Source organism: Roseixanthobacter glucoisosaccharinicivorans (assembly GCF_043195095.2).
GTDB lineage: Bacteria > Pseudomonadota > Alphaproteobacteria > Rhizobiales > Xanthobacteraceae > NCEH01.
Genome location: NZ_JBAFWN020000002.1, coordinates 13,167 through 32,451 on the forward strand (window position 1 = coordinate 13,167; position 19,285 = coordinate 32,451).

Here is a 19,285-nt window from a genome sequence, read left to right on the forward strand (position 1 = left end):
ATGCCTGGATCTTGATCAGCGCCGCTTGCGGGCAGTGCTGTTGGCGAGGCGGTAACTTTCGCCGTTCATCTCGAGGATGCTGACGTGGTGGGTCAATCGGTCGAGCAGTGCGCCGGTCAGGCGCTCCGAGCCGAATGTCTCGGTCCATTCATCGAAGGGCAGATTGCTTGTGATGAGGGTCGATCCGCGCTCATAGCGCTGCGAGATCAGTTCGAACAGCAACTCGGCACCCGTTTTCGACAGGGGCACGAAGCCGAGCTCGTCGATGATGAGAAGCTTGTAACCGGCCATCTGCTTCTGGAAGCGCAGCAGGCGGCGCTCATCGCGGGCCTCCATCATCTCGCTGACCAGCGCTGCGGCGGTGGTGAAGCCAACCGAGAGGCCCTTCTGACAAGCGGCCCGCCCGATGCCGAGGGCGACATGGGTCTTGCCGGTGCCGGACGGGCCGAGGGCAATGACATTCTCGCGCCGTTCGATCCATTCGCACCGGGCCAGTTCCAGCACCTGCATCTTGTTCAGCTTCGGAATGGCCGCAAAGTCGAAGCTGTCCAGGCTTTTGACGGCCGGGAACTTCGCGGCCTTGATGCGCCGCTCGACCATTCGCCTTTCCCGGTCGATCAGTTCGAGTTCGACAAGCCGTGCCAGGTATCGGACATGGTCCAGCCCTTCCGCCGCGCATTGGCGGGCCAGCTTTTGATGTTCGCGCAGGAAGGTCGGCAGCTTCAGCGCTTTGAGGTGATGGGCGAGCAGGATTTCCGGGGCATCACTCATGCCGCATCATCCGACAGCAGCCGCATGTAAGACCCGGCCTTGGTCTTCTCGACCATCGCCTTCGGCAGGTAGGGATAGCAGTCGAGGTCCAGTCGCGGCGGACGACGCTCCACCCGGCACAGGAGAAGATGCTTCACCGCATCGAAGCTGAGCGCCCCCATCCGAAGAGCCTGGAGCACTGCCGCCCGCACGTCCGCCAGATCGAAGGCCTCCAACAGCCGCAGGACCTGAACATATTCGCGCCGACCCTGTCGGTTCATCCGCACCTCCATCAGGCGGCGCAAGGTGGCGAACTCCTCCGGCAGGTCCCAGCCCTGTAACGGGGCGGCTTGATCCAACGCATTGATCTTCTGCTCGATCAGCGGGAGGTAATGGATCGGGTTGAAGACCAGTTCGTCGCGATCCCAGCATCGGGGATGGCGGGCGATCACCTCGCCCCGGCAGCCAATCACCACCTCATGGATATAGCCCCGGATCCAGACATCCTGGTGGCCGTATGCAACCGGCACCGAGTAGTCGTTGGTCTTGTAGCGCACCAGAGATTGCGACGAGACCCGGCCGTTGTCCTGATCGCAGGCATCGAACGGCGCCGCCGGGAGGGCGCGCATCGCAGCAAGGTCATGCTGCAATCTCTCACCGATCGTCTCGCTTTCGCCGCGCAGGACTGCGCGCTGACGCTTGCGGCACTGCTCCTCCAGCCACAGATTGAACGCGTCCCAAGTGGCGAACTCCGGTAGCGGCACCATGAAGTTGCGCCGAGAGTAGCCCACCAGGCCTTCGACATTCCCCTTGTCGTTGCCCTTGCCCGGCCGGCCATAGCGATCCCGGATCAGGTAGTGCGACAGGAACCCGCTGAACAGCGAGGCACGCTTTCTGGTTCCATCCGGCAGGATCTTCGCCACCAGGCACCGGTCGTTGTCGTAGAGCACAGACTGGGGAACCGCACCGAAGAACGCGAAGGCATGGATATGGCCATCCACCCAGGCCTCGGCCACCGCTGCAGGATAACCCCGGACGTAACAGCCATCGCTGTGCGGGAGGTCCAGCACGAAGAAGTGTGCCTTCTGCTCGACCCCGCCGATCCGGACCAGGGCTTCGCCGAAGTCGGCCTGAGCGTGGCCCGGCGGATGCGACAGCGGCACGAACACCTCCTGGCCACGTCGCTCACGTTCCCGGATGTAATCCTTGATGATCGTATAGCCGCCGGTGAAGCCACACTCATCGCGAAGCCGGTCGAACACCCGCTTCGCCGTATGCCGCTGCTTGCGTGGCATGATCCGGTCAGCCTCCAACCACCCCTCGATGATCGGGATAAACGGATCGAGCTTCGGGCGGCGGACTTCGACCGTTCGACGGTAGCCGGGCGGAACCGAAAACGACATCATCTTCCGAACCGTGTCCCGCGACACATTAAACACCCGTGCCGCTTCCCGCTGGCTCATGCCCTCCGCACAAGCCTGACGAACTCTCAGATATAGCTCCACGCTGTAAATCCCCACGCCCTCCCTGCTGCCGCAGAAAGGGAAAACTGGACGACTTTTAAGCCGCCCGCAGCCGCATCATGCCGCCGCTACCGTGGACGAATTTCGCACCGCCGTTCTCAATTCGGATAGATGCCAGTATCGTGAACGCTCAGTGGGAGCGGCGAAAGGACAATCGAACGATTTGGCTAACTGGGCTCGCTTGCCTCGCCAACGTTTGTGAACCACTCGGCATAGACCGTCGTCCTGGCCATCTTGCGATTCAGGTCGGGCGCACCGTCGGTCCACCAAACAGGTCCCCGTTCGCCTAGACTGCGTTTGGCCTCGTCGACGGCCGCGCCTGCCCTCGCCAGGGCCTCCGGATCGCCCGCCCGGCGGGCGAACCCGACCGCTCGGCGGGCCGCCATCAGGTCTCGCACCAACTCCTGCCGACGGCCGTTCGGCAACCCTGGGTCCGCCATGCGCCAGAGCCGGCCACGCACGACGAAATAGCGCCCGTCCGGGGTGACCGGGTATCTCATCGGCGGCATGCGGAAGGGTCGCTCGGAACGCGTACCGCACCTCGCAATAGGGGATCGCAGCGTCGCGCCAGGACAGAAGCTGATCGAGCCACTTGCGTTTCCTTGAACGCTTGTAGCGCAGGTGGCGCATACCGCTCTAGTGGTTAGAATGTGACGCTTGGTACCCTGTGCGAATGGCAGTACACGACCCAACTCGGAAATCCAGCAGGTCCGCTCTCCGGCATCCTGATCCGGGTGACCGTCCTGGTCGGAAGCTGCGTGTCCGCTTTGGTGACGGTGCCACCAAACGGCGGCCCAACACACGCCTTCGGAAGGCCGGCTTGCCGGCAGACTGATCAGCCCAGACCACTGCGTCTGGCCGGCTCAGGCACTCCCCAGGCCCACAGCGACTGAGATGGCGCTAGGGGGGTGCAAGGAGGGAGGCTGCAGAAGGGCTACGTCGACTGCCTCATGCTGGGTTCCTGATTGCATCCAGCTTCCTCGACGCCGATCGCGAGCAGACGGTTGCGGCGCCAGACCTCGCGGATAATGCCGCTATGATCCAGGTCTCCATCCCCGTGCGAGACCATGTCGCCGAACAAGCGGTCCACTAGCGAGAGTACCGGGAGCGAGAGGCCAAGGGTTGCGGCATGTGCTAGCGCAGTAGAGGTGTCCTTGACCTGGTACTTTGCTGGTCCGCCGGGTTCGAAGTCGCGGGTCGCCATCCGCAGCGCATGCTGCTTGAGGATGGTCGAATCGGCAAAACCTCCCAACAACGCCTCTCGAACCTTCGCCGGTTCGGCTCCCCCACGCTCGGCCAGGGTCAACGCTTCTGCCATGGCGACTATGGTAGTGGCGACAATCGACTGGTTCACGAGCTTTGCGAGCTGCCCAGTGCCGACCGGCCCCACGCGCGTGGGTCGACCCATGGCAGAGAGTACGGGCCTGGAAGCTTCGAATGCCTCCTCGCTGCCACCGACCATGATAGCAAGTGACCCCGCGATGGCGCCCTTCTCGCCGCCCGAGACTGGCGCATCGAGGTATTGGATTCCGCGTTCGGCAGCTGTGATGGCTTGGCGTTGAGCAGTCTCGACAGGGATCGAACTCATGACCACGAGCGTGCTGCCCGGCTCCATCGCGGCGAGCACGCCGTTGGGACCCATCAGAACCGCGTCACAGACCGGCCCCGAGCTCAACGCACAAATGACCGCTGCTGCTCTGAAGCTTGCCTCCGCCGGTTCATTCACGACTGTCACGTCTTCGACGGCGAGAGCATCAGCTTTCGCGCGTGAGCGGTTCCAGGCACGGACCAAGTATCCGGCCCTGCCGAGGTTCCGGGCCATAGGCGCGCCCATGATACCGGTGCCGACGAAGCCGATGGTAGCTCCCGGCGAGATCACTGCACGGTCTCCGAGCCGCAGAGACGGGCGAGGAAGCGGACCGGCCGCTCCTTGGCGACAATGGCGGGCATGCCCTCGCGGAACCGCGCCAGATGAGGGGTTCTGAGGTGAGCGTCGAACGCCTGCTGGTCGTCGTAAACTTCATAAAACACCACAGTCTCGGGGTCGTCCTGCGCCACGGACACATCGAACAGCTGGCATCCCGGCTCGTGCTGGACAGACGATTTCGCATCGTCAGCAGCAAGCGCGAGAAAGGCGTCCAACTTGCCGGGCTTGACCTTGAATTCCGCGATCACGACGAAAGACTGGGAGCGCTTGAGATCTGACATATCTGCACCGATCGAGGCCGGCCCGTCCGGCCCGACGATTGACGTCCGAGTAGAGCGAAGCGCCGACCGGACGGGCCGGGCGGCGCACGCGAGCTATGCTGGGCTTCGAGATACGGTTAGGCAGCCTTCCTGGCGTGAGCAGGACGCGCCGCGTCCTCCATCTGGCGCCGGAGCGCCACGACATCGAGATCGTTCTCGATCTCCACGTCATCGAAGCTGACGATCTGATCCTTCGCGACCGGACGCTTCAGCTTGACGTTGTGAGCGAGCCCTATCGGCAGGGCCCCGAGAGAGAGGCTTCTCGTGGCCGGGATAGCGTTAGCCCAAACAGCGTAGCCGCCTTCGCCGTCCAGCATCTCTCCTGCTTCTAGATCCCGCTTCGCGGTGGCAACGGCATCTCCGCGGAACTCCTTGGATGAGCCGGTTGGCTCATGACGCAACACGGCGGAGAGCACGCTGATGCTGGTCTCAAGCCCGATCATGTGGAAGGGGCGCCACATGGAGCCGTACCAACCCGAAGGGTCCGTCAGAAGGCCGTACTGTCTGAAGCAGTCGCGCGTGTACTCGCTGGTCGCCTTAAAGGTGACAAATACGCCGTAGCGGATGTTGTTGAACACCTCCCGTCCGTCCGGCTCCTGGCTTGCTGCGATGTCGACGAGACCGCTCCTGGGCAGGCGCCCGCCGTCTGAGACGGGCCTGAACACGCGGGCAAGATCGTTGAGCCCAGTCGGTGGGAACGCCAGGCCGTCGTCCGGGCAGTCGAGCCCCGTGCCGTTCGCGACCGCCGCCATCTCGATCGCCGCCTTTGTTCCGTCTGTGAAGGAGTTGTACATCTTAGGATTGAAGTCGCCCTTTGCGACCTCCTCCTCGGACCACCCGAAAAAGTCCCAGACGGTGTCGGGGGTGGAGTAGCGGTAGCGAGGCTCGAAATTCATACCCTTGCCCGCCGAGGTCAGCTCGAAGCCGCAGGACCGGGCCCAGTCGACCAACTCACAGATGATTGCGGGCTGATCGCCGTAGGCCATCGAGTACACGACACCCTTCTGCCGCGCCTTCTCGGCAAGCAACGGGCCGCACAGCACGTCCGCCTCGACGTTGACCATCACCACGTGCTTGCCGGCCTCTATGGCCGTGAGGCCGTGACGAATTCCGGCAATCGGGTGCCCAGTCGCCTCTATGATGCACTCGACCTCCGGGAAGGCGGCGAGGGCATTGGCGTCATCTAGCACACAGGTCCGTCCGGTCTTGACGGCGTCACCGAGCGAAGGCGCCGAGTATCGCTCCTCCGGCCAGCCGACGCGCGAGAGGGAGGCCTTCGCACGCCCGACATTCGAGTCCGCTACGCCGACGACGTGCATGCCCTCGATACGTTGCGCCTGGGCAAGCACCATGGAACCAAACTTGCCGGCACCGATCAACCCGACCCGTACCGGCTGTCCGCGTGACGCGCGCTGCGCGAGCAACATGTGAAGATTCATCAGTTTTCTCCGAGAGCGGCAGACTCCCGAGGCGGGGCCCGGCCAAGTGGGACGCCACCCGAGACCCACCGGAAAAGCGGAACCAAGGTCACTACCCTACGGAGGCTAGGATTGAGGTTCGTGAAGCACAATCCAGATTTACGTTTTCACAATTAAGTGCAGCTAAAGCTTCCCGCCGTTCCGTCCCGCTCGGCGAGCCAGCTGTCCCGTTCCGCGCGAAGCCAGTTCAGGAACGCTTTCACCTTTCCGTGTCTCAGATATTCGTGAGGACACGTCACCCAGTGGGTAGCCAGCGTAACGGCCGGCGGTTCGGCCACAGGGCAGACGAGCCGGCCTTGCTTAAGCTCCCGCCACATCATGAGGTCGCTCTCTAGGGCGATTCCGAGACCGCCCGCCGCGGCGTCGATTGCCATGTGCGTGCGGTCAAACAGGACCCGTCGCCATCGCTCCTCCGGCGGCACTCCGGCGAGCGCGAACCAATGCTGCCACTGTATCTGTGACTTTACCGAATGAATGAGGCGATGACGGACCAGGTCGGCCGCGTCGAGGCTCCCCGATGGTGCGAGCGACGGTGCGCAGACCGGAAAGAAGCGTTCCGTTGCTATGGGTTCAACAAACAAACCGGGCCACTGACCGGCCCCGTGTCGGATTTCAACGTCAACACTCTCTTTTCGGAAGTCGGTAGGCTCATTCGTGCCGTCCAGCCTCAACTCTATCTCGGGGTAAGCCTGGACGAAGGACGCCAATCTCGGGAGCAGCCATTTAGCCAACAGGCTGGGCGTACCGCGCACGATCAGGGTTGTGACCGACCGGAAACCCTGGATGCGCTGGGTGGCCTCCGTGATGCGCTCGATCTCTCCGCCTATCATGTCGAAGTAGCGGTTTCCCGCTTCGGTCAGCACGACGTTGCGCCCCGACCTGGCCACGAGCGCGGTCCCGAGGCAGACCTCCAGGGATTGAACCTGCTGGCTCACTGCGGATGGCGTAACACCCAGTTGCTCCGCGGCACGAGTGATGCTGCCAAGGCGGGCTACGGAGTGGAAGACGCTGATGGCTCTGAAGGGCATGTGCATCGCGAGAGTTTAGCTGGGCTATACAAAAGCGCAAACAATCTGAATTGTGCTTCACGAACCGGCTTTCTAGTCTCGTTCGCAATCAAGTGGGCTCGGCGGAAAGCCGGGCCCGGAAGGGGGGAAGGAGCCGGCGCAGCCGTCCGAAGCCGGCGGGCTTAGTCTGGCACCTGACTGCACCACGCGTCACGGACCCGCGCAACGGCGTGGGCGCACACCAAGCAATCACGACAGCGACGCCCCGTCGATCCGGCGAAGGGCGCGACGGAGGAAGCACGATGAGCGACGACACGCATTCTGGAGCTAATGGCCGGCCTTCGCGCCGGACCCTTCTCGCCGGCGCCGCAGCCGGCATCTCGCTCGCGGCGATCAGCACCAAGCCTGCTATGGCAGCCGAGTTCAGCTTCAAGGTCGCGACGGGGCAATCACTGACCCAGCCGATCAATGCGCGCCTGGAGCAGGCATGCAAGCGGATTGAGCAGGGCTCGAATGGTCGCATCGAACTGAAATTCTTCCCGGCAAGCCAGCTTGGCACCGACACGGACCTCATCACCCAAGTACGATCCGGCGGAATCGAATTCCTAAACATCGCTGGTTCGGTCATCTCCACTGTGGCGGCCGGAGCCGCCATAACGAATGTTGGCTTCGCCTTCTCCGATTACGACCAGGCTTGGCGCGGAGTCGACGGCCCTGTTGGTGTCTACGTTCGCGCACAGATCGAGAAGGCAGGCCTTATTGTCGCTGCCAAGGCCTCCGATAACAGCTTTCGCCAGATCACGTCGGCATCGAAGCCGATCAAAACACCCGACGATCTAAAGGGATATCGGATCCGGGTACCAGTCTCGCCAATCTTCACCTCTCTCTTCTCGTCACTTGGCGGGAATCCGACATCGATCAATTTCAGCGAGCTTTACACGGCGCTTCAGACGCACCTCGTCGACGGCCAGGAGAACGGGCTAGTCGCGATTGAGGCTGGGAAGCTTTACGAAGTCCAGAAATACGTCTCGGAGACGAACCACATCTGGGATCCCTTCTGGCTCGTAGCAAACCGGCGCGCCTTTAGTCGGCTGCCGAGCGATCTCCAGGCGATCGTTCGACGAGAGTTCGACCAAGCCTCGATGGAACAGCGAGACGACGTTGCGAAGCTGAACGGAACTCTCAAGGCGCAACTCACGGCGAAGGGCCTGACCTTTGAAAGTGCCGATAAGGACGCTTTCCGAAAGGCCTTGACGCAGGCCGGCTTCTACAAGGAGTGGAAAGGCAAGTTCGGCCCCGAAGCGTGGAAGGCGCTGGAAGAAGTGACGGGTCCCCTAGCATGAACGCCGTGGATGGCACCCACGAGGCAGCCCGCTCGGAGTTGGCTCACCATTCGGTTTGGGTTCGCGTCGGCGAACATTGGCTACGCCGTCTGGTGGAGGTGCCCGCCGCCCTACTTGTGATCGCGGAAGTCGTAATCCTGTTTGCCGGGATTTGCGCTCGATCCCTCGGACATCCGATCATCTGGTCGGACGAGCTCGCGTCCCTGCTCTTTCTGTGGCTTGCAATGCTCGGGTCTGTAGTGGCAATCCAGCGCGGGGAGCACATGCGCCTAACCTTCGTGGTTGGGTCCATGTCCCCGCGCGCGCAAGCCTGGTGCGAGACGCTCGCGGTCGGTGCGGTTTTCGTCTTCGTCATCCTGATGCTTCATCCGGCTTACGACTACACGGATGACCAATCCTTCGTAGAGACGCCCGCTCTGGGCTGGTCGGGAACGGTAAGGGCCCTGGCAGTTCCGGTTGGATTCGGACTGGCGCTCCTTAGCTGCACGCTCCGGCTGGCGCGACATAGTCTCGCTGATCTCGCGAGTGTCGCAGGCGTCCTCGGAGTGTTGGCCGTCGCGCTCTCGATAGCTTCTCCCCTGCTCGCCGGCTTGGGCAATTGGGCACTTCTCGTCTTTTTTGTTGGTCTGCTGGGGGTTGCAGTAACCGCGGGCGTTCCGATCGCCTTTTCGTTCGCTCTCGCCACCTCTGCATACCTTCTGACCGTCACATCAACTCCGCTTACAATCGTCGTCGGCCGTATCGACGAGGGCATGAGCAGCCTCATGTTGCTTGCTATCCCGCTCTTCGTCCTTCTTGGTCAACTCGTTGACGTGACCGGCATGGCTCGCGTGATGGTGGAGTTCCTGGCGTCCCTGCTAGGCCATGTGAGGGCTGGGATGTCGTACGTGCTGCTGGGCGCGATGCTTCTGGTGTCTGGCATCTCTGGCTCGAAGACCGCGGACATGGCCGCGGTCGCCCCGGTGCTTTTTCCCGAGATGCGTCGCCGCGGCATGCAAGACGGCGAGTTGCTGTCCCTCCTCGCGGCCTCTGGCGCGATGAGCGAGACGATCCCGCCCTCGATCGTGCTGATTGCGATCGCATCGGTGACGGGCGTCTCCATTGCGGCTCTGTTCACGGCAGGGATCCTGCCCGCGATCGTGTTGGCGCTCGTACTCGCGCTGGTAGCGCGTTATCGCGCCGGCAAGGATGATGACCGTGTCAAGGTAACCCGTGCCCCTTTGTCTGTGGTGATGAAGAGCCTCGTCGTGGCCCTCCCGGCCTTGCTGCTTCCGTTTCTCATCCGTACCGCCGTCGTCGAGGGCTTCGCCACCGCAACGGAGGTTTCCACCATCGGGATCGCGTATTCGCTTCTTCTCGGCCTCGCGGTGTACCGCGGCGGCCTTAGCTGGCGCGCAGCAATACCAATGTTGGCCCGTACGGCTTCGCTCTCGGGCGCCATCCTGTTCATCGTGGGCGCTGCAAGCGCCATGGCTTGGGCCCTCACCCAATCCGGGTTCTCGCACAGCCTCGCACACGCGATGGCAGCAGTTCCGGGCGGCCAAGCCGGCTTCCTGCTCGTCTCGCTCATCGCCTTCGCAGTGCTAGGCAGCCTCCTCGAAGGCATCCCGGCCATCGTTCTGTTCGGGCCCCTTCTTTTCCCGATCGCAAAGCAGTTCGGCATCCACGAAGTGCACTACAGCATGATCGTGATCCTCGCGATGGGTATTGGCATCTTCGCGCCACCATTTGGCCTCTGCTACTATGCGGCCTGCATCATCGGGCAGGTTTCGCCCGAGTCGGGTATGCGGCGGATCTGGATCTATCTCGGCGCGCTCTTCGTGGGGCTGCTAGTTCTCACCTTCGTACCCTGGTTCTCGATCGGCTTCATCTAAGGCGGCCTCTAGCCGAAGCACCGGCTGCATCGCGGCATGCTGGGGCTCGTCGGCACCATCAGAGATCCGGCATCGTCTCGTCAACGTCGAAGAACCCTGGCTGCCCGTGCAAGCTCCAGCCTCCGAACTGCCGAGCCCGATTGAATCACGCTCGGCTCGAACACGCGAGGTTTTTGGAGGTGTGCAGCTGGCAGGCCCGGCGTGCCCTGCGCCCATTTGACAGCCAAACAACTCCGCTCATATCATCCAGACATGGACACATCGTCCATATTATGGACAGGAGGCGGCGCATGAGCGACACACAGCTAAAAGCGGACCCGGCAGAAGGATTGGATGCTGCCACGCTCAAGCGCATGCCCTACCAGTTCGCCCAACCTCGGGAATGCTTGCCCGACCTGGTGGTCGCCCCGGCGGTTCCGGTCGACGAGCGCATCTGGGTGCCGCAGGCCGAGAACGTGTGGTTTCGGCCTCTCTGCCTGAACGTGTCGTCAGGCTACTGGATGAACCTTCTGAAAGTGCGGAAGTCGGGCATTCTCAGCCGACATCGCCACCCGGCCCCTGTCCACGCCTTCGTGCTCAAGGGAAGCTGGCGCTATCTGGAGCATGACTGGATCGCGACCGAGGGCTCCTATGCCTTCGAGCCCCCGGGTGAAACCCACACGCTGGTCGTGGACGAGGGCGTGGAGGAGATGATCACGCATTTCCAGGTCAACGGATGCATGTACTACGTTGACCCGTGGGGACGTCACACCGGATACGAGGACGTCTTCACGAAGATCGACATGTGCCGCAAGCATTTCGGTGAGATCGGCCTCGGCGCAGATTACGTCGACCAGTTCATCCGCTGATGGCCGAGTCAGCTCGCTTCGATCTCGCGGGTCGTGTTGCCGTCGTGACGGGTGGCGCACGCGGGATCGGCGCCGCCATCGCCAAGGCGCTTGGCCGTTGCGGGGCAGTTCCAGTGATTTGGGACCGCGACCCGCTGGCGGACGGCGGAAACGGCATCGCGGTTGATGTCACCAATGCGGACTCCGTCTCGTCGGCCCTCACCAGCACCCTGCGCCAACATGGTCGGGTCGACATCCTCGTGAACAACGCCGGTTATGCGGGGCTCACGACCCCAGTCCTCCAGTACCCCCTCGACGAGTGGCGCCGCATCCTGGACGTGAACCTGACGGGCACTTTCCTGGTGTCCCAAACCGTGGCGCCGATCCTGGTCGAGCGGGGCTGGGGCCGCATCGTCAACCTCGCTTCCCTGGCGGGCAAAGAGGGCACGCCGAACGCAAGCGCTTACAGCGCGGCGAAGGCCGGGGTGCTCGCATTGACCAAATCGCTCGGGAAGGAACTCGCGAGAACCGGCGTCCTGGTCAACGCTATCGCACCGGCTGCCGTACGCACCGCCCTGCTTGAGCAGATGAGCCCGGCGCATGTGCAGACGATGGTCGACAAGAGCCCCATGGGCCGCCTCGGAGAACCGGATGAGGTGGCCGAGCTCGTGCTGTTCCTCTGTTCCGAGAGCTGCACCTTCAATACCGGATCCGTGTTCGATCTATCCGGCGGGCGCGCCACTTATTGACCCCATCAAGCAAACACTAGTCACAAGGGAGGAACGAGCATGCAGACCGGCAAAACGGCGCGGCTCCGCAGCATTCAATGGATCGCAGTGGCCTTTCTGACCGCCGCCGGTATTATCAACTATGTTGATCGGTCTGCGCTGTCCATCGCCAACACGGCAATCCGAGACGAGATGAGCCTCACGCCTGCCCAGATGGGCTGGCTTCTGTCGGCGTTTTCGCTGGCGTACGCCTTCTCACAGCTTCCAATCGGGGCCCTGTTGGACAGGCTGGGCTCGCGCATCATGCTCGGCGCCGGAATGTTCTTCTGGTCGCTCGCTCAATTGGTCTCTGGCTTCGTCGGTTCCTTCCAGCAGTTCCTTGTGGTGCGTGCGGTGCTTGGCTTGGGCGAGGCGCCCCAATTCCCGGCTGGCGCTAAGACGGTGAGCGAGTGGTTCAACGTCCGCGAGCGGGGCACGCCAACCGGCATCTTCGTGGCGTCGTCCTGCATTGGTCCATGTATCGCTCCACCCTTGCTGACCGCGCTGATGCTGCTCTTCGGCTGGCGCTGGATGTTCATGCTGACGGGGGTGGCGGGCATTATTGTCGCTGTCGGTTGGTACCTCCTCTACCGCAACCGCAACGAGGTCGCTCTGCTGCCCGAGGAGATCGCCCATCTCGACGAGGGTGGCACAGCGGAGCCGGTGGCGCGGAGCATGACCCTGGCCGAGTGGCGCGGCTTGTTCGCCCACGGCACCACCTGGGGCATGATCCTTGGGTTCATGGGCGTCATCTACATGGTCTGGCTCTACTTGACTTGGTTGCCGTCCTACCTTGAGCACGAGCGCGGCTTGAGCGTGGCGCGGACCGGCTGGGTCGTGGCTGTTCCCTACATCTTCGGCACCTTGGGCATGCTTTCGGCCGGGCAGGTCGCCGATCGGCTGCTCGCTCGCGGCCTGAGCATCGTCAACAGCCGTAAATGGCCGGTCTGCATCGGCCTACTCGGCGGCGCCGCCTTCACGGTCCCGGCGGCTTACACCCCGAGCGTCACGCTGGCGGTGGTCTACATCTGCCTTGCGATGTTCTTCATCAATCTTGCCAGTGCGGCGGCATGGACGCTGGTGAGCGTGATCGTGCCGAAGCGGCAGGTTGCATCCCTGGGCAGCATTCAGAATTTTGGCGGCTACTTCGCCGGCTCCTTCGCGCCTGTGATCACCGGTTACATCGTCGAGGGCACGGGCTCTTACGTAAACGCCCTGCTCGCCTCCGCGGTGGTCGCAGTCGCGGCCGCGGCCGCTTACTTGCTCCTCGTGCGCAAGCCCCTGGAATCGCCCAACACCCTTTCCCTGACGGAGCGCCTGGCATGACTTTTCAACCGAACCTCCTCGCTGGGAAGACAGCCCTGGTAACCGGAGGAACGACGGGGATTGGCGCCGGCATCGCCGAGGTGTTGGGCGGGTTGGGTGCCAGGGTTCTGGCTGCCGGGCTGGGCGCAGCAGCCTACCGAGCGCCAGCCGGAATAGACATCATGGCCCGGGAACTGGACGTGACGAATGAGGCCGGAGTTCGGGACTTGGTCGAGGCTTGCGAGCGGATCGACATCGTCGTGAACTGCGCCGGTATCATTCGGCGCGCCGATGAGCACCAGCTTGACGTCTTCGAGCAGGTGCTCGCCGTCAATCTGACCGGCACGATGCGCGTTTCCACGGCTGCCCGCGCGAAGCTTGCGTCAAGCGGAGGGTGCATCGTCAATCTGGCGTCGATGCTGTCCTTCTTCGGCGGTAGCCTGGTCCCGGCCTATAGCGCGAGCAAGGGCGGCATCGCTCAGTTAACCAAGTCTCTGGCGCTCGCCTACGCACCGGACGGTATTCGGGTCAATGCCGTCGCTCCGGGCTGGATTGCGACGCCGTTGACCCAAGCTCTTCAGGACGACCCGCTGCGTGCGCAGCCGATCCTGTCCCGGACTCCGCTTGGCCGCTGGGGCACGCCGCACGACGTGGCTCAGGCGGTTGGCTTCCTCGTCAGTCCAGCGGCGAGCTTCATGACGGGGGTGATCCTGCCCGTTGATGGTGGGTATCTTATTGCCTAGGAGCCCTGGATGCTGTCCCAAAAACCGGACCAGAACGGCTCTCGACCCGACGTACCGGGAACAGCGGCCTTCGCGAAGTTCATGCGGGTGCTCCAAGCGGTGGCTGACCGGCCGGGCGAAATGACGGTCGGTCGCCTCTGCCAGATCACGGAGTTGCCACGACCGACGGTGCACCGTATCGCGGCCGCACTCGTGACGGAGGGCATGTTGTCCGAAGGGGACGACGGCCGTCTGTGCCTCGGTCCGCGCCTGCTCACGCTGGCCTTTCAGTCCTGGGACGGGTCGCTTTTGCGCCAGGCCGCGCAGGAGCACCTCGTGCGTCTCCGGGACAGCCTCGACGAGACCGTGCACCTAGCGGTGCACGACCGAGGAGAGATGGTCTACATCGACAAGCTGGAGAGCCGACGCACCGTCCGAATGGCCTCTCGCATCGGCACTCGCGTGTCACTGCATTCGACCTCGGTCGGCAAGGCGTGGCTGGCCACCCTCCCGGACGAGGAGGTTGGTCTGCTTTTGGATCGCGCCGCGCTGATCGCGCGGACCCCTCACAGCATCATCGCTGTAGACCGTTTGCGGGACGATATCGGGGCAACCCGGGCGCGCGGCTACTCACTCGACCTGCAGGAAAACGAACTCGATATCTGCTGCTATGGCATGTCCCTTCACGGACGAGGCGGCCAGGCGCTCGGCTGCATCAGCGTGAGCCTGCCACGCTATCGGTTCGAAACCATGCCGGAAGCCACGACACTCGAAGCGATGCAGGCGTGCCTGGACGGGATCGGGCGAGCCGTAGGGGGTCGATCGTAAGGGCCGCGAGGTTGCACTGGAATGCAGTTCGAGCGCCAGCGCGGGCCGGCCCCGCAACAGTGCTGAACGCCAAAATAAGCTGGAAGGAGTGTCATGGATCTGAACTTGTCGGGCAGGAACGCCGTCGTATGTGCGTCGAGCCAGGGGCTAGGACGCGCCTGCGCCGTTGAGCTGGCCCGGGCAGGGTGCCGGGTTGTGATCAACGGACGTGATCGCACATCTCTGGAAGCTGCCGCCGCCGAGATGCGAGCCCAAACAGGCGCCGAGATCATCCCAGTCGCGGCCGATCTTGACACCGCTGAGGGGCAGCGGGCGCTCATCCAAGCCGTTCCGCAGGTGGACATCCTCATCAACAACAACGGGGGGCCGCCCTTTCGCGACTTCCATGACGTCGATCAGGCGGCGATGTTGGCTGGGCTGACCGCCAACATGGTGACGCCGATCGCCCTGTTTCAGTGCGTGATCGACGGGATGGTCGAGCGTCGTTTCGGGCGCATCGTCAACATCACATCGAGTTCGGTGAAGATGCCTCTGCCTGGGCTGGACCTGTCTAGTGGGGCACGAGCCGGTCTCACTGGCTTCCTCGCCGGCGTGGCACGCTCAGTGGCGCACGCCAACGTCACCATCAACTTCCTTCTGCCCGGCGCCTTTGACACGCGGCGGCTCAAGGCCGGACAAGAAGCCGCTGCCCGTCAGCAGGGGCTGGACGTCAGCGTCGTGCGCGATCAGCGGCGTGAGGCAATCCCAGCAAAACGGTTCGGTGAACCGTCCGAGTTCGGGGCCGCTTGTGCATTCCTATGCTCGACGCAAGCCGGCTACATCACGGGACAGAGCTTGCTCATAGACGGCGGAGCATATCCGGGAATCCTCTGAGCGTGGCGAGAGCCCGGCGGCAGGCTGCCCTGCTTCAGGCGTGCCCATCCCGGGGGGGGGCGCGCGTGCTTGCCGCTCTGGCCTCCTGCACGGCGATGCCGCGCGGCCGCCCCGGGCTTCACGCCTGGGACGAGCCGACGCGCTCCGCCCTGGAACGTGGTCGGGGGTGTAGACGCGGAGCGCCCGGTCGGATCGTTGACGCGGCGGTTTCCAGAATCGCCCCGATGATAAGCGACAAATAAGGGATGCGCGTTCCATTCGGCGAAATGCGTTCGTCGGCGAGTGGTAAGGTAGGGCCATGCTCGACAGCAAACCTGAACCTGCCCGAGCCCCGGCCCACTCACGGCAGACTCGATCCGTGCTACTGGGCGCGGATGCGCTATGAGCGATGTTGCACTGACGTCCGCGTGCCACCGTCGTGAGATGTTGACGCTCAATCCATAGTGTCCACTTCGGAGCAGGTTCGCATCCTCGCGGGATGTCCATGGGCCCGAGGCCGAATGGCCGCTTCCGGGCCGGCAGCCAACTTCGGCTCACCACCCAAAGCGGCTGTAGGCCTCGGGTACCAAGGGTCTAACTCTCACCACTAGCTCCACTTCGGCTCCTGCGCCCTGCGTGCCTGGCAGCGGAGCGAACTCGTCCCTCATCAATGGCGAGGGAGCCGGGCTCGTGTCATAAGATCGTCTATGAGGAACTCGCCCATGCGCGGGATATCAGGCGGCCGCCCGCCCGCCGCTCTCCGCCATAACGCCGTCGTACGCGGCGCCGGCCGGGCAATGGTCTTCGCCCACGGCTTCGGTTGCGACCAGAACATGTGGCGGTTCGTGGCTCCCGCCTTCGAGCACGATCATCGCGTCGTTCTCTTCGACCACGTCGGCGCGGGCGGGTCCGACCTCTCCGCGTATGATCCGGCCAAGTACGACAGCCTTGAAGGGTATGCGGACGACGTTGTCGAACTCTGCCGGGCCCTCGACGTAAAGGGGGGCGTGTACGTCGGCCATTCCGTCAGCGCGATGGTCGGGGTCCTCGCGTCCAAGAAGGCGCCGGATCTCTTCGATGAGTTGATCCTGATCGGCCCGTCCCCGCGCTACGTCGACGAAGGCGACTACGTGGGCGGCTTCAGCGAGGGCCAGATCGCGGAGTTGCTGGAGTTCCTCGACAGCAATCACATGGGCTGGTCCCAAGCCATGGCGCCCGTCATCGTGGGCAACCCCGACCGGCCGGAACTCGGCGAGGAACTCACCAATAGCTTCTGCCGCACGGACCCGGAGATCGCGAAGCGGTTCGCCCGGACCACGTTCCTCGCCGACAACCGCGCAGACCTCGCGGACGTGACCGCGCGCTGCCTCGTCCTGCAATGCGCCGAAGACGTGATCGCCCCGCAAGCGGTCGGCGAGTACGTGCACGCCCGGCTTCCGCACAGCGAACTGGTCCAGATGAAGGCGACCGGGCACTGCCCCAACCTGAGTGCGCCCGAGGAGACCGTCTCCGAAATGCAGGCCTTCCTCGGGCGGGAGCGGCGGGCGACCTGAGACGTGAGCCAGCCCGTCGACGACTTCGAGGACCTCTTCGATCACGCGCCCTGCGGCTACCTCTCCGCCGACGCCGGCGGGCGCATCACGAGGGCCAACGCGACCTTCGTGGCCTGGACGGGCCACCCGGTGGCCCGGCTCGTCGGGCGCAAGTTCCCCGAAATCCTGAATATCGCGGGCCGCATCTACTTCGAGACGCATTTCGCCCCGTTGCTGCGCATGCAGGGCTTCTTCAACGAAGTCGCTCTTGAGGTCGTGAAAGCCGATGGTTCTACACTCCCGGTGCTCGTCAACGCCGTAGAGCGACGCGACGAAACGGGCGCGGTGTCGTTCGTTCGCATCACCGTCTTCAACGCCACCGACCGGCGTCGCTACGAACGCGAGATGTTGGAAGCCCGCCGGGTGGCAGAATCGGCCACCGCTCAACTTGGTGAGTTGAACGCGACACTAGAGGCCCGAGTGGAGGAGCGTACCCGCGAGCGCGACCGGGCGTGGCGCCTGTCGCAGGATCTCCTCGTCGTCGCCGGCACGGACGGTAGGCTCGGCGCCGTGAACACCGCCTGGACGATGCTGCTGGGCTGGCCCGAGAAGGAGCTCGTGGGCTCTACCTTCATGGAGTTCACTCACCCCGACGATTTGACCGCAACGCTGGAGGCGTTCGCCGGCATCGTCGAGGCGCCCCTCGCGGTCCCGTACGAGTACCGGCTCCGGCACGCGGACGGCAGTTATCGGTGGTTCGCCTGGACGGCCGCCTTCGAGGACGGGTGCGTCTACGCGAACGGACGGCACGTAACTGCTGAGCGGGAGCAGCGCGATTCGCTGGCCCGGGCCGAGGAGGCGCTCCGCCAAGCGCAGAAAATGGAGGCAATCGGCCAACTGACGGGCGGCATCGCTCACGACTTCAACAACCTGCTCGCCGGCATCAGCGGATCGCTCGAACTCATGCAGAACCGCATGGGCCAGGGGCGCTTCGGCGACCTCGACCGCTACATGAGCGTGGCGCAGGGCGCTGCCAAGCGCGCTGCCGCCCTCACCCACCGCTTGCTGGCCTTCTCCCGCCGCCAGACGCTCGATCCGAAGCCGACCAACGTGAACCGGCTGATCGCCGGCGTAGAGGAGTTGATCCGGCGCACCATCGGACCACAGGTCACCCTCGACGTAGTCGGCGCCGCGGGTGCGTGGCCGGCGCTGATCGACCCGGGGCAGTTGGAGAACGCGCTTCTCAACCTGTGCATCAATGCGCGTGATGCCATGCCTGAGGGCGGGCGCATCACGGTCGAGACCGCGAACAAGTGGCTCGACGAGGCCGGCGCGCGGCGGCACGACATGCCCCCGGGCCAGTACCTCAGCGTTAGCGTTACTGACACCGGGACCGGCATGCCCCCGGAGATCATCGCCAAGGTCTTCGAGCCCTTCTTCACGACCAAGCCGGTCGGCGAAGGTACGGGGCTGGGGCTTTCCATGGTCTACGGCTTCGCGCGTCAGTCGGGCGGGCAGGTGCGCATCTACTCGGAGGTGGGTCAGGGGACGACAGTGTGCCTCTACCTTCCCCGGCACCACGGACCATCCGACGAGGACGACATCTCCGGACAGCTAGCCACGGTCGGTCGGGCGGCGTCGGGCGAGACCGTGCTAATCGTCGACGACGAGCCGTCCGTCAGGATGCTGGTGACGGAGGTGCTTGAGGATCTAGGTTACACGGCCGTGGAGGCGGCAGACAGCGTAGCCGGCCTGAAGGTGCTGAGATCAGACGTGCGCCTCGACCTCTTGATCACGGACGTGGGGCTGCCGGGAGGCATGAACGGCCGTCAGATGGCGGAAGCCGGCCGGGCGGGCCGGCCGGGATTGAAGGTGCTGTTTATCACGGGGTTCGCCGAGAACAGCCTGTTCGGCCATGGCCACCTCGACCCCGGCATGCAGGTGCTCACGAAGCCGTTCGCCATAGAAGTGCTCGCGTCCCGCGTCAGGGATCTCATGCCGCCGCCAGCGGCGTCCAGGATCTAGGCTCCCAAGCTGTCGGGTAGCCGGCGACATGGCATTCATCACGTCATTCCGGCTGTCCGGCATGGACGAGGCTTTCGCGCGCGGCGCTGGCGACCAACCGCTTGGGAGCCACCGCGCGCCATCGCCGCTCCACGAACGGTCGCAACATCTCCGGCTGAAGTGCATCTAGTCGGGCGAGCACGATGGCGGAACGTGCGGATTCCGT

The 19,285-nt window shown here is 64.0% G+C and carries 17 protein-coding genes; 10 read left to right on the forward strand and 7 right to left on the reverse strand.

Annotated features, from left to right (window positions below; translation table 11 throughout):
- Positions 1-15: 15 nt before the first annotated feature.
- The 7 genes from istB to V5F78_RS23520 form a co-directional block, all read right to left on the reverse strand.
- The gene (gene istB, locus V5F78_RS23490; protein WP_394016433.1) at positions 16-771 is read right to left on the reverse strand and encodes an IS21-like element ISPve1 family helper ATPase IstB; all 756 of its coding nucleotides are present in this window, start codon (positions 769-771) and stop codon (positions 16-18) included.
- On the reverse strand, positions 768-2,255 hold the full coding sequence (gene istA, locus V5F78_RS23495) for an IS21 family transposase (protein ID WP_394072782.1): 1,488 nt from the start codon (positions 2,253-2,255) through the stop codon (positions 768-770). The genes istB and istA overlap by 4 nt, the downstream gene beginning before the upstream one ends.
- 185 nt (positions 2,256-2,440) lie before the next feature.
- A complete protein-coding gene (locus V5F78_RS23500; protein ID WP_394016416.1) occupies positions 2,441-2,773 on the reverse strand; it encodes a hypothetical protein in 333 nt (110 codons plus the stop codon).
- Between the two features lie 434 nt (positions 2,774-3,207).
- Positions 3,208-4,149, reverse strand: coding sequence for an NAD(P)-dependent oxidoreductase (locus tag V5F78_RS23505; protein WP_394016415.1), 942 nt, complete (start codon positions 4,147-4,149; stop codon positions 3,208-3,210).
- Positions 4,149-4,481, reverse strand: coding sequence for a putative quinol monooxygenase (locus V5F78_RS23510; protein WP_394016414.1), 333 nt, complete (start codon positions 4,479-4,481; stop codon positions 4,149-4,151). Before V5F78_RS23510 ends, V5F78_RS23505 begins: the two co-directional genes overlap by 1 nt.
- A 116-nt stretch (positions 4,482-4,597) precedes the next feature.
- The gene (locus V5F78_RS23515; RefSeq protein WP_394016413.1) at positions 4,598-5,959 is read right to left on the reverse strand and encodes an NAD(P)H-dependent oxidoreductase; all 1,362 of its coding nucleotides are present in this window, start codon (positions 5,957-5,959) and stop codon (positions 4,598-4,600) included.
- Positions 5,960-6,111: 152 nt separating this feature from the next.
- Complete coding sequence (locus tag V5F78_RS23520; protein ID WP_394072758.1) at positions 6,112-7,032, reverse strand: LysR substrate-binding domain-containing protein; 921 nt, start codon at positions 7,030-7,032, stop codon at positions 6,112-6,114.
- A 275-nt stretch (positions 7,033-7,307) separates the two neighbouring features.
- Here V5F78_RS23520 and V5F78_RS23525 point away from each other — a divergent pair, with 275 nt between their 5' ends.
- The 10 genes from V5F78_RS23525 (at position 7,308) to V5F78_RS23570 (ending at position 19,080) form a co-directional block, all read left to right on the forward strand.
- A complete protein-coding gene (locus tag V5F78_RS23525) occupies positions 7,308-8,348 on the forward strand; it encodes a DctP family TRAP transporter solute-binding subunit (RefSeq protein WP_509276853.1) in 1,041 nt (346 codons plus the stop codon).
- Entirely contained in the window at positions 8,345-10,222 is a 1,878-nt protein-coding gene (locus tag V5F78_RS23530; protein WP_394016390.1) for a TRAP transporter large permease, read from the forward strand. The genes V5F78_RS23525 and V5F78_RS23530 overlap by 4 nt, the downstream gene beginning before the upstream one ends.
- A 290-nt stretch (positions 10,223-10,512) precedes the next feature.
- Positions 10,513-11,070: a 2,4'-dihydroxyacetophenone dioxygenase family protein gene (locus V5F78_RS23535; RefSeq protein WP_394016389.1), complete on the forward strand. Its 558-nt coding sequence runs from the start codon at positions 10,513-10,515 to the stop codon at positions 11,068-11,070.
- The gene (locus V5F78_RS23540) at positions 11,070-11,798 is read left to right on the forward strand and encodes an SDR family NAD(P)-dependent oxidoreductase (protein WP_394016388.1); all 729 of its coding nucleotides are present in this window, start codon (positions 11,070-11,072) and stop codon (positions 11,796-11,798) included. Before V5F78_RS23535 ends, V5F78_RS23540 begins: the two co-directional genes overlap by 1 nt.
- A 39-nt stretch (positions 11,799-11,837) precedes the next feature.
- Positions 11,838-13,142 (forward strand): MFS transporter, encoded by a 1,305-nt coding sequence (locus tag V5F78_RS23545; RefSeq protein WP_394016387.1) that lies wholly within the window; start codon positions 11,838-11,840, stop codon positions 13,140-13,142.
- Positions 13,139-13,864 carry an SDR family NAD(P)-dependent oxidoreductase gene (locus tag V5F78_RS23550; RefSeq protein WP_394016386.1) on the forward strand — a complete coding sequence of 242 codons (726 nt, stop codon included), beginning with the start codon at positions 13,139-13,141 and terminating at the stop codon, positions 13,862-13,864. The genes V5F78_RS23545 and V5F78_RS23550 overlap by 4 nt, the downstream gene beginning before the upstream one ends.
- A gap of 9 nt (positions 13,865-13,873) precedes the next feature.
- Complete coding sequence (locus tag V5F78_RS23555) at positions 13,874-14,671, forward strand: IclR family transcriptional regulator (RefSeq protein ID WP_394016385.1); 798 nt, start codon at positions 13,874-13,876, stop codon at positions 14,669-14,671.
- Positions 14,672-14,764: 93 nt separating this feature from the next.
- Complete coding sequence (locus tag V5F78_RS23560; RefSeq protein ID WP_394016384.1) at positions 14,765-15,544, forward strand: SDR family oxidoreductase; 780 nt, start codon at positions 14,765-14,767, stop codon at positions 15,542-15,544.
- Between the two features lie 701 nt (positions 15,545-16,245).
- Positions 16,246-17,076 carry an alpha/beta fold hydrolase gene (locus V5F78_RS23565; protein WP_394016383.1) on the forward strand — a complete coding sequence of 277 codons (831 nt, stop codon included), beginning with the start codon at positions 16,246-16,248 and terminating at the stop codon, positions 17,074-17,076.
- Positions 17,077-17,079: 3 nt separating this feature from the next.
- The gene (locus V5F78_RS23570; protein WP_509274728.1) at positions 17,080-19,080 is read left to right on the forward strand and encodes an ATP-binding protein; all 2,001 of its coding nucleotides are present in this window, start codon (positions 17,080-17,082) and stop codon (positions 19,078-19,080) included.
- Positions 19,081-19,285 lie beyond the last annotated feature (205 nt).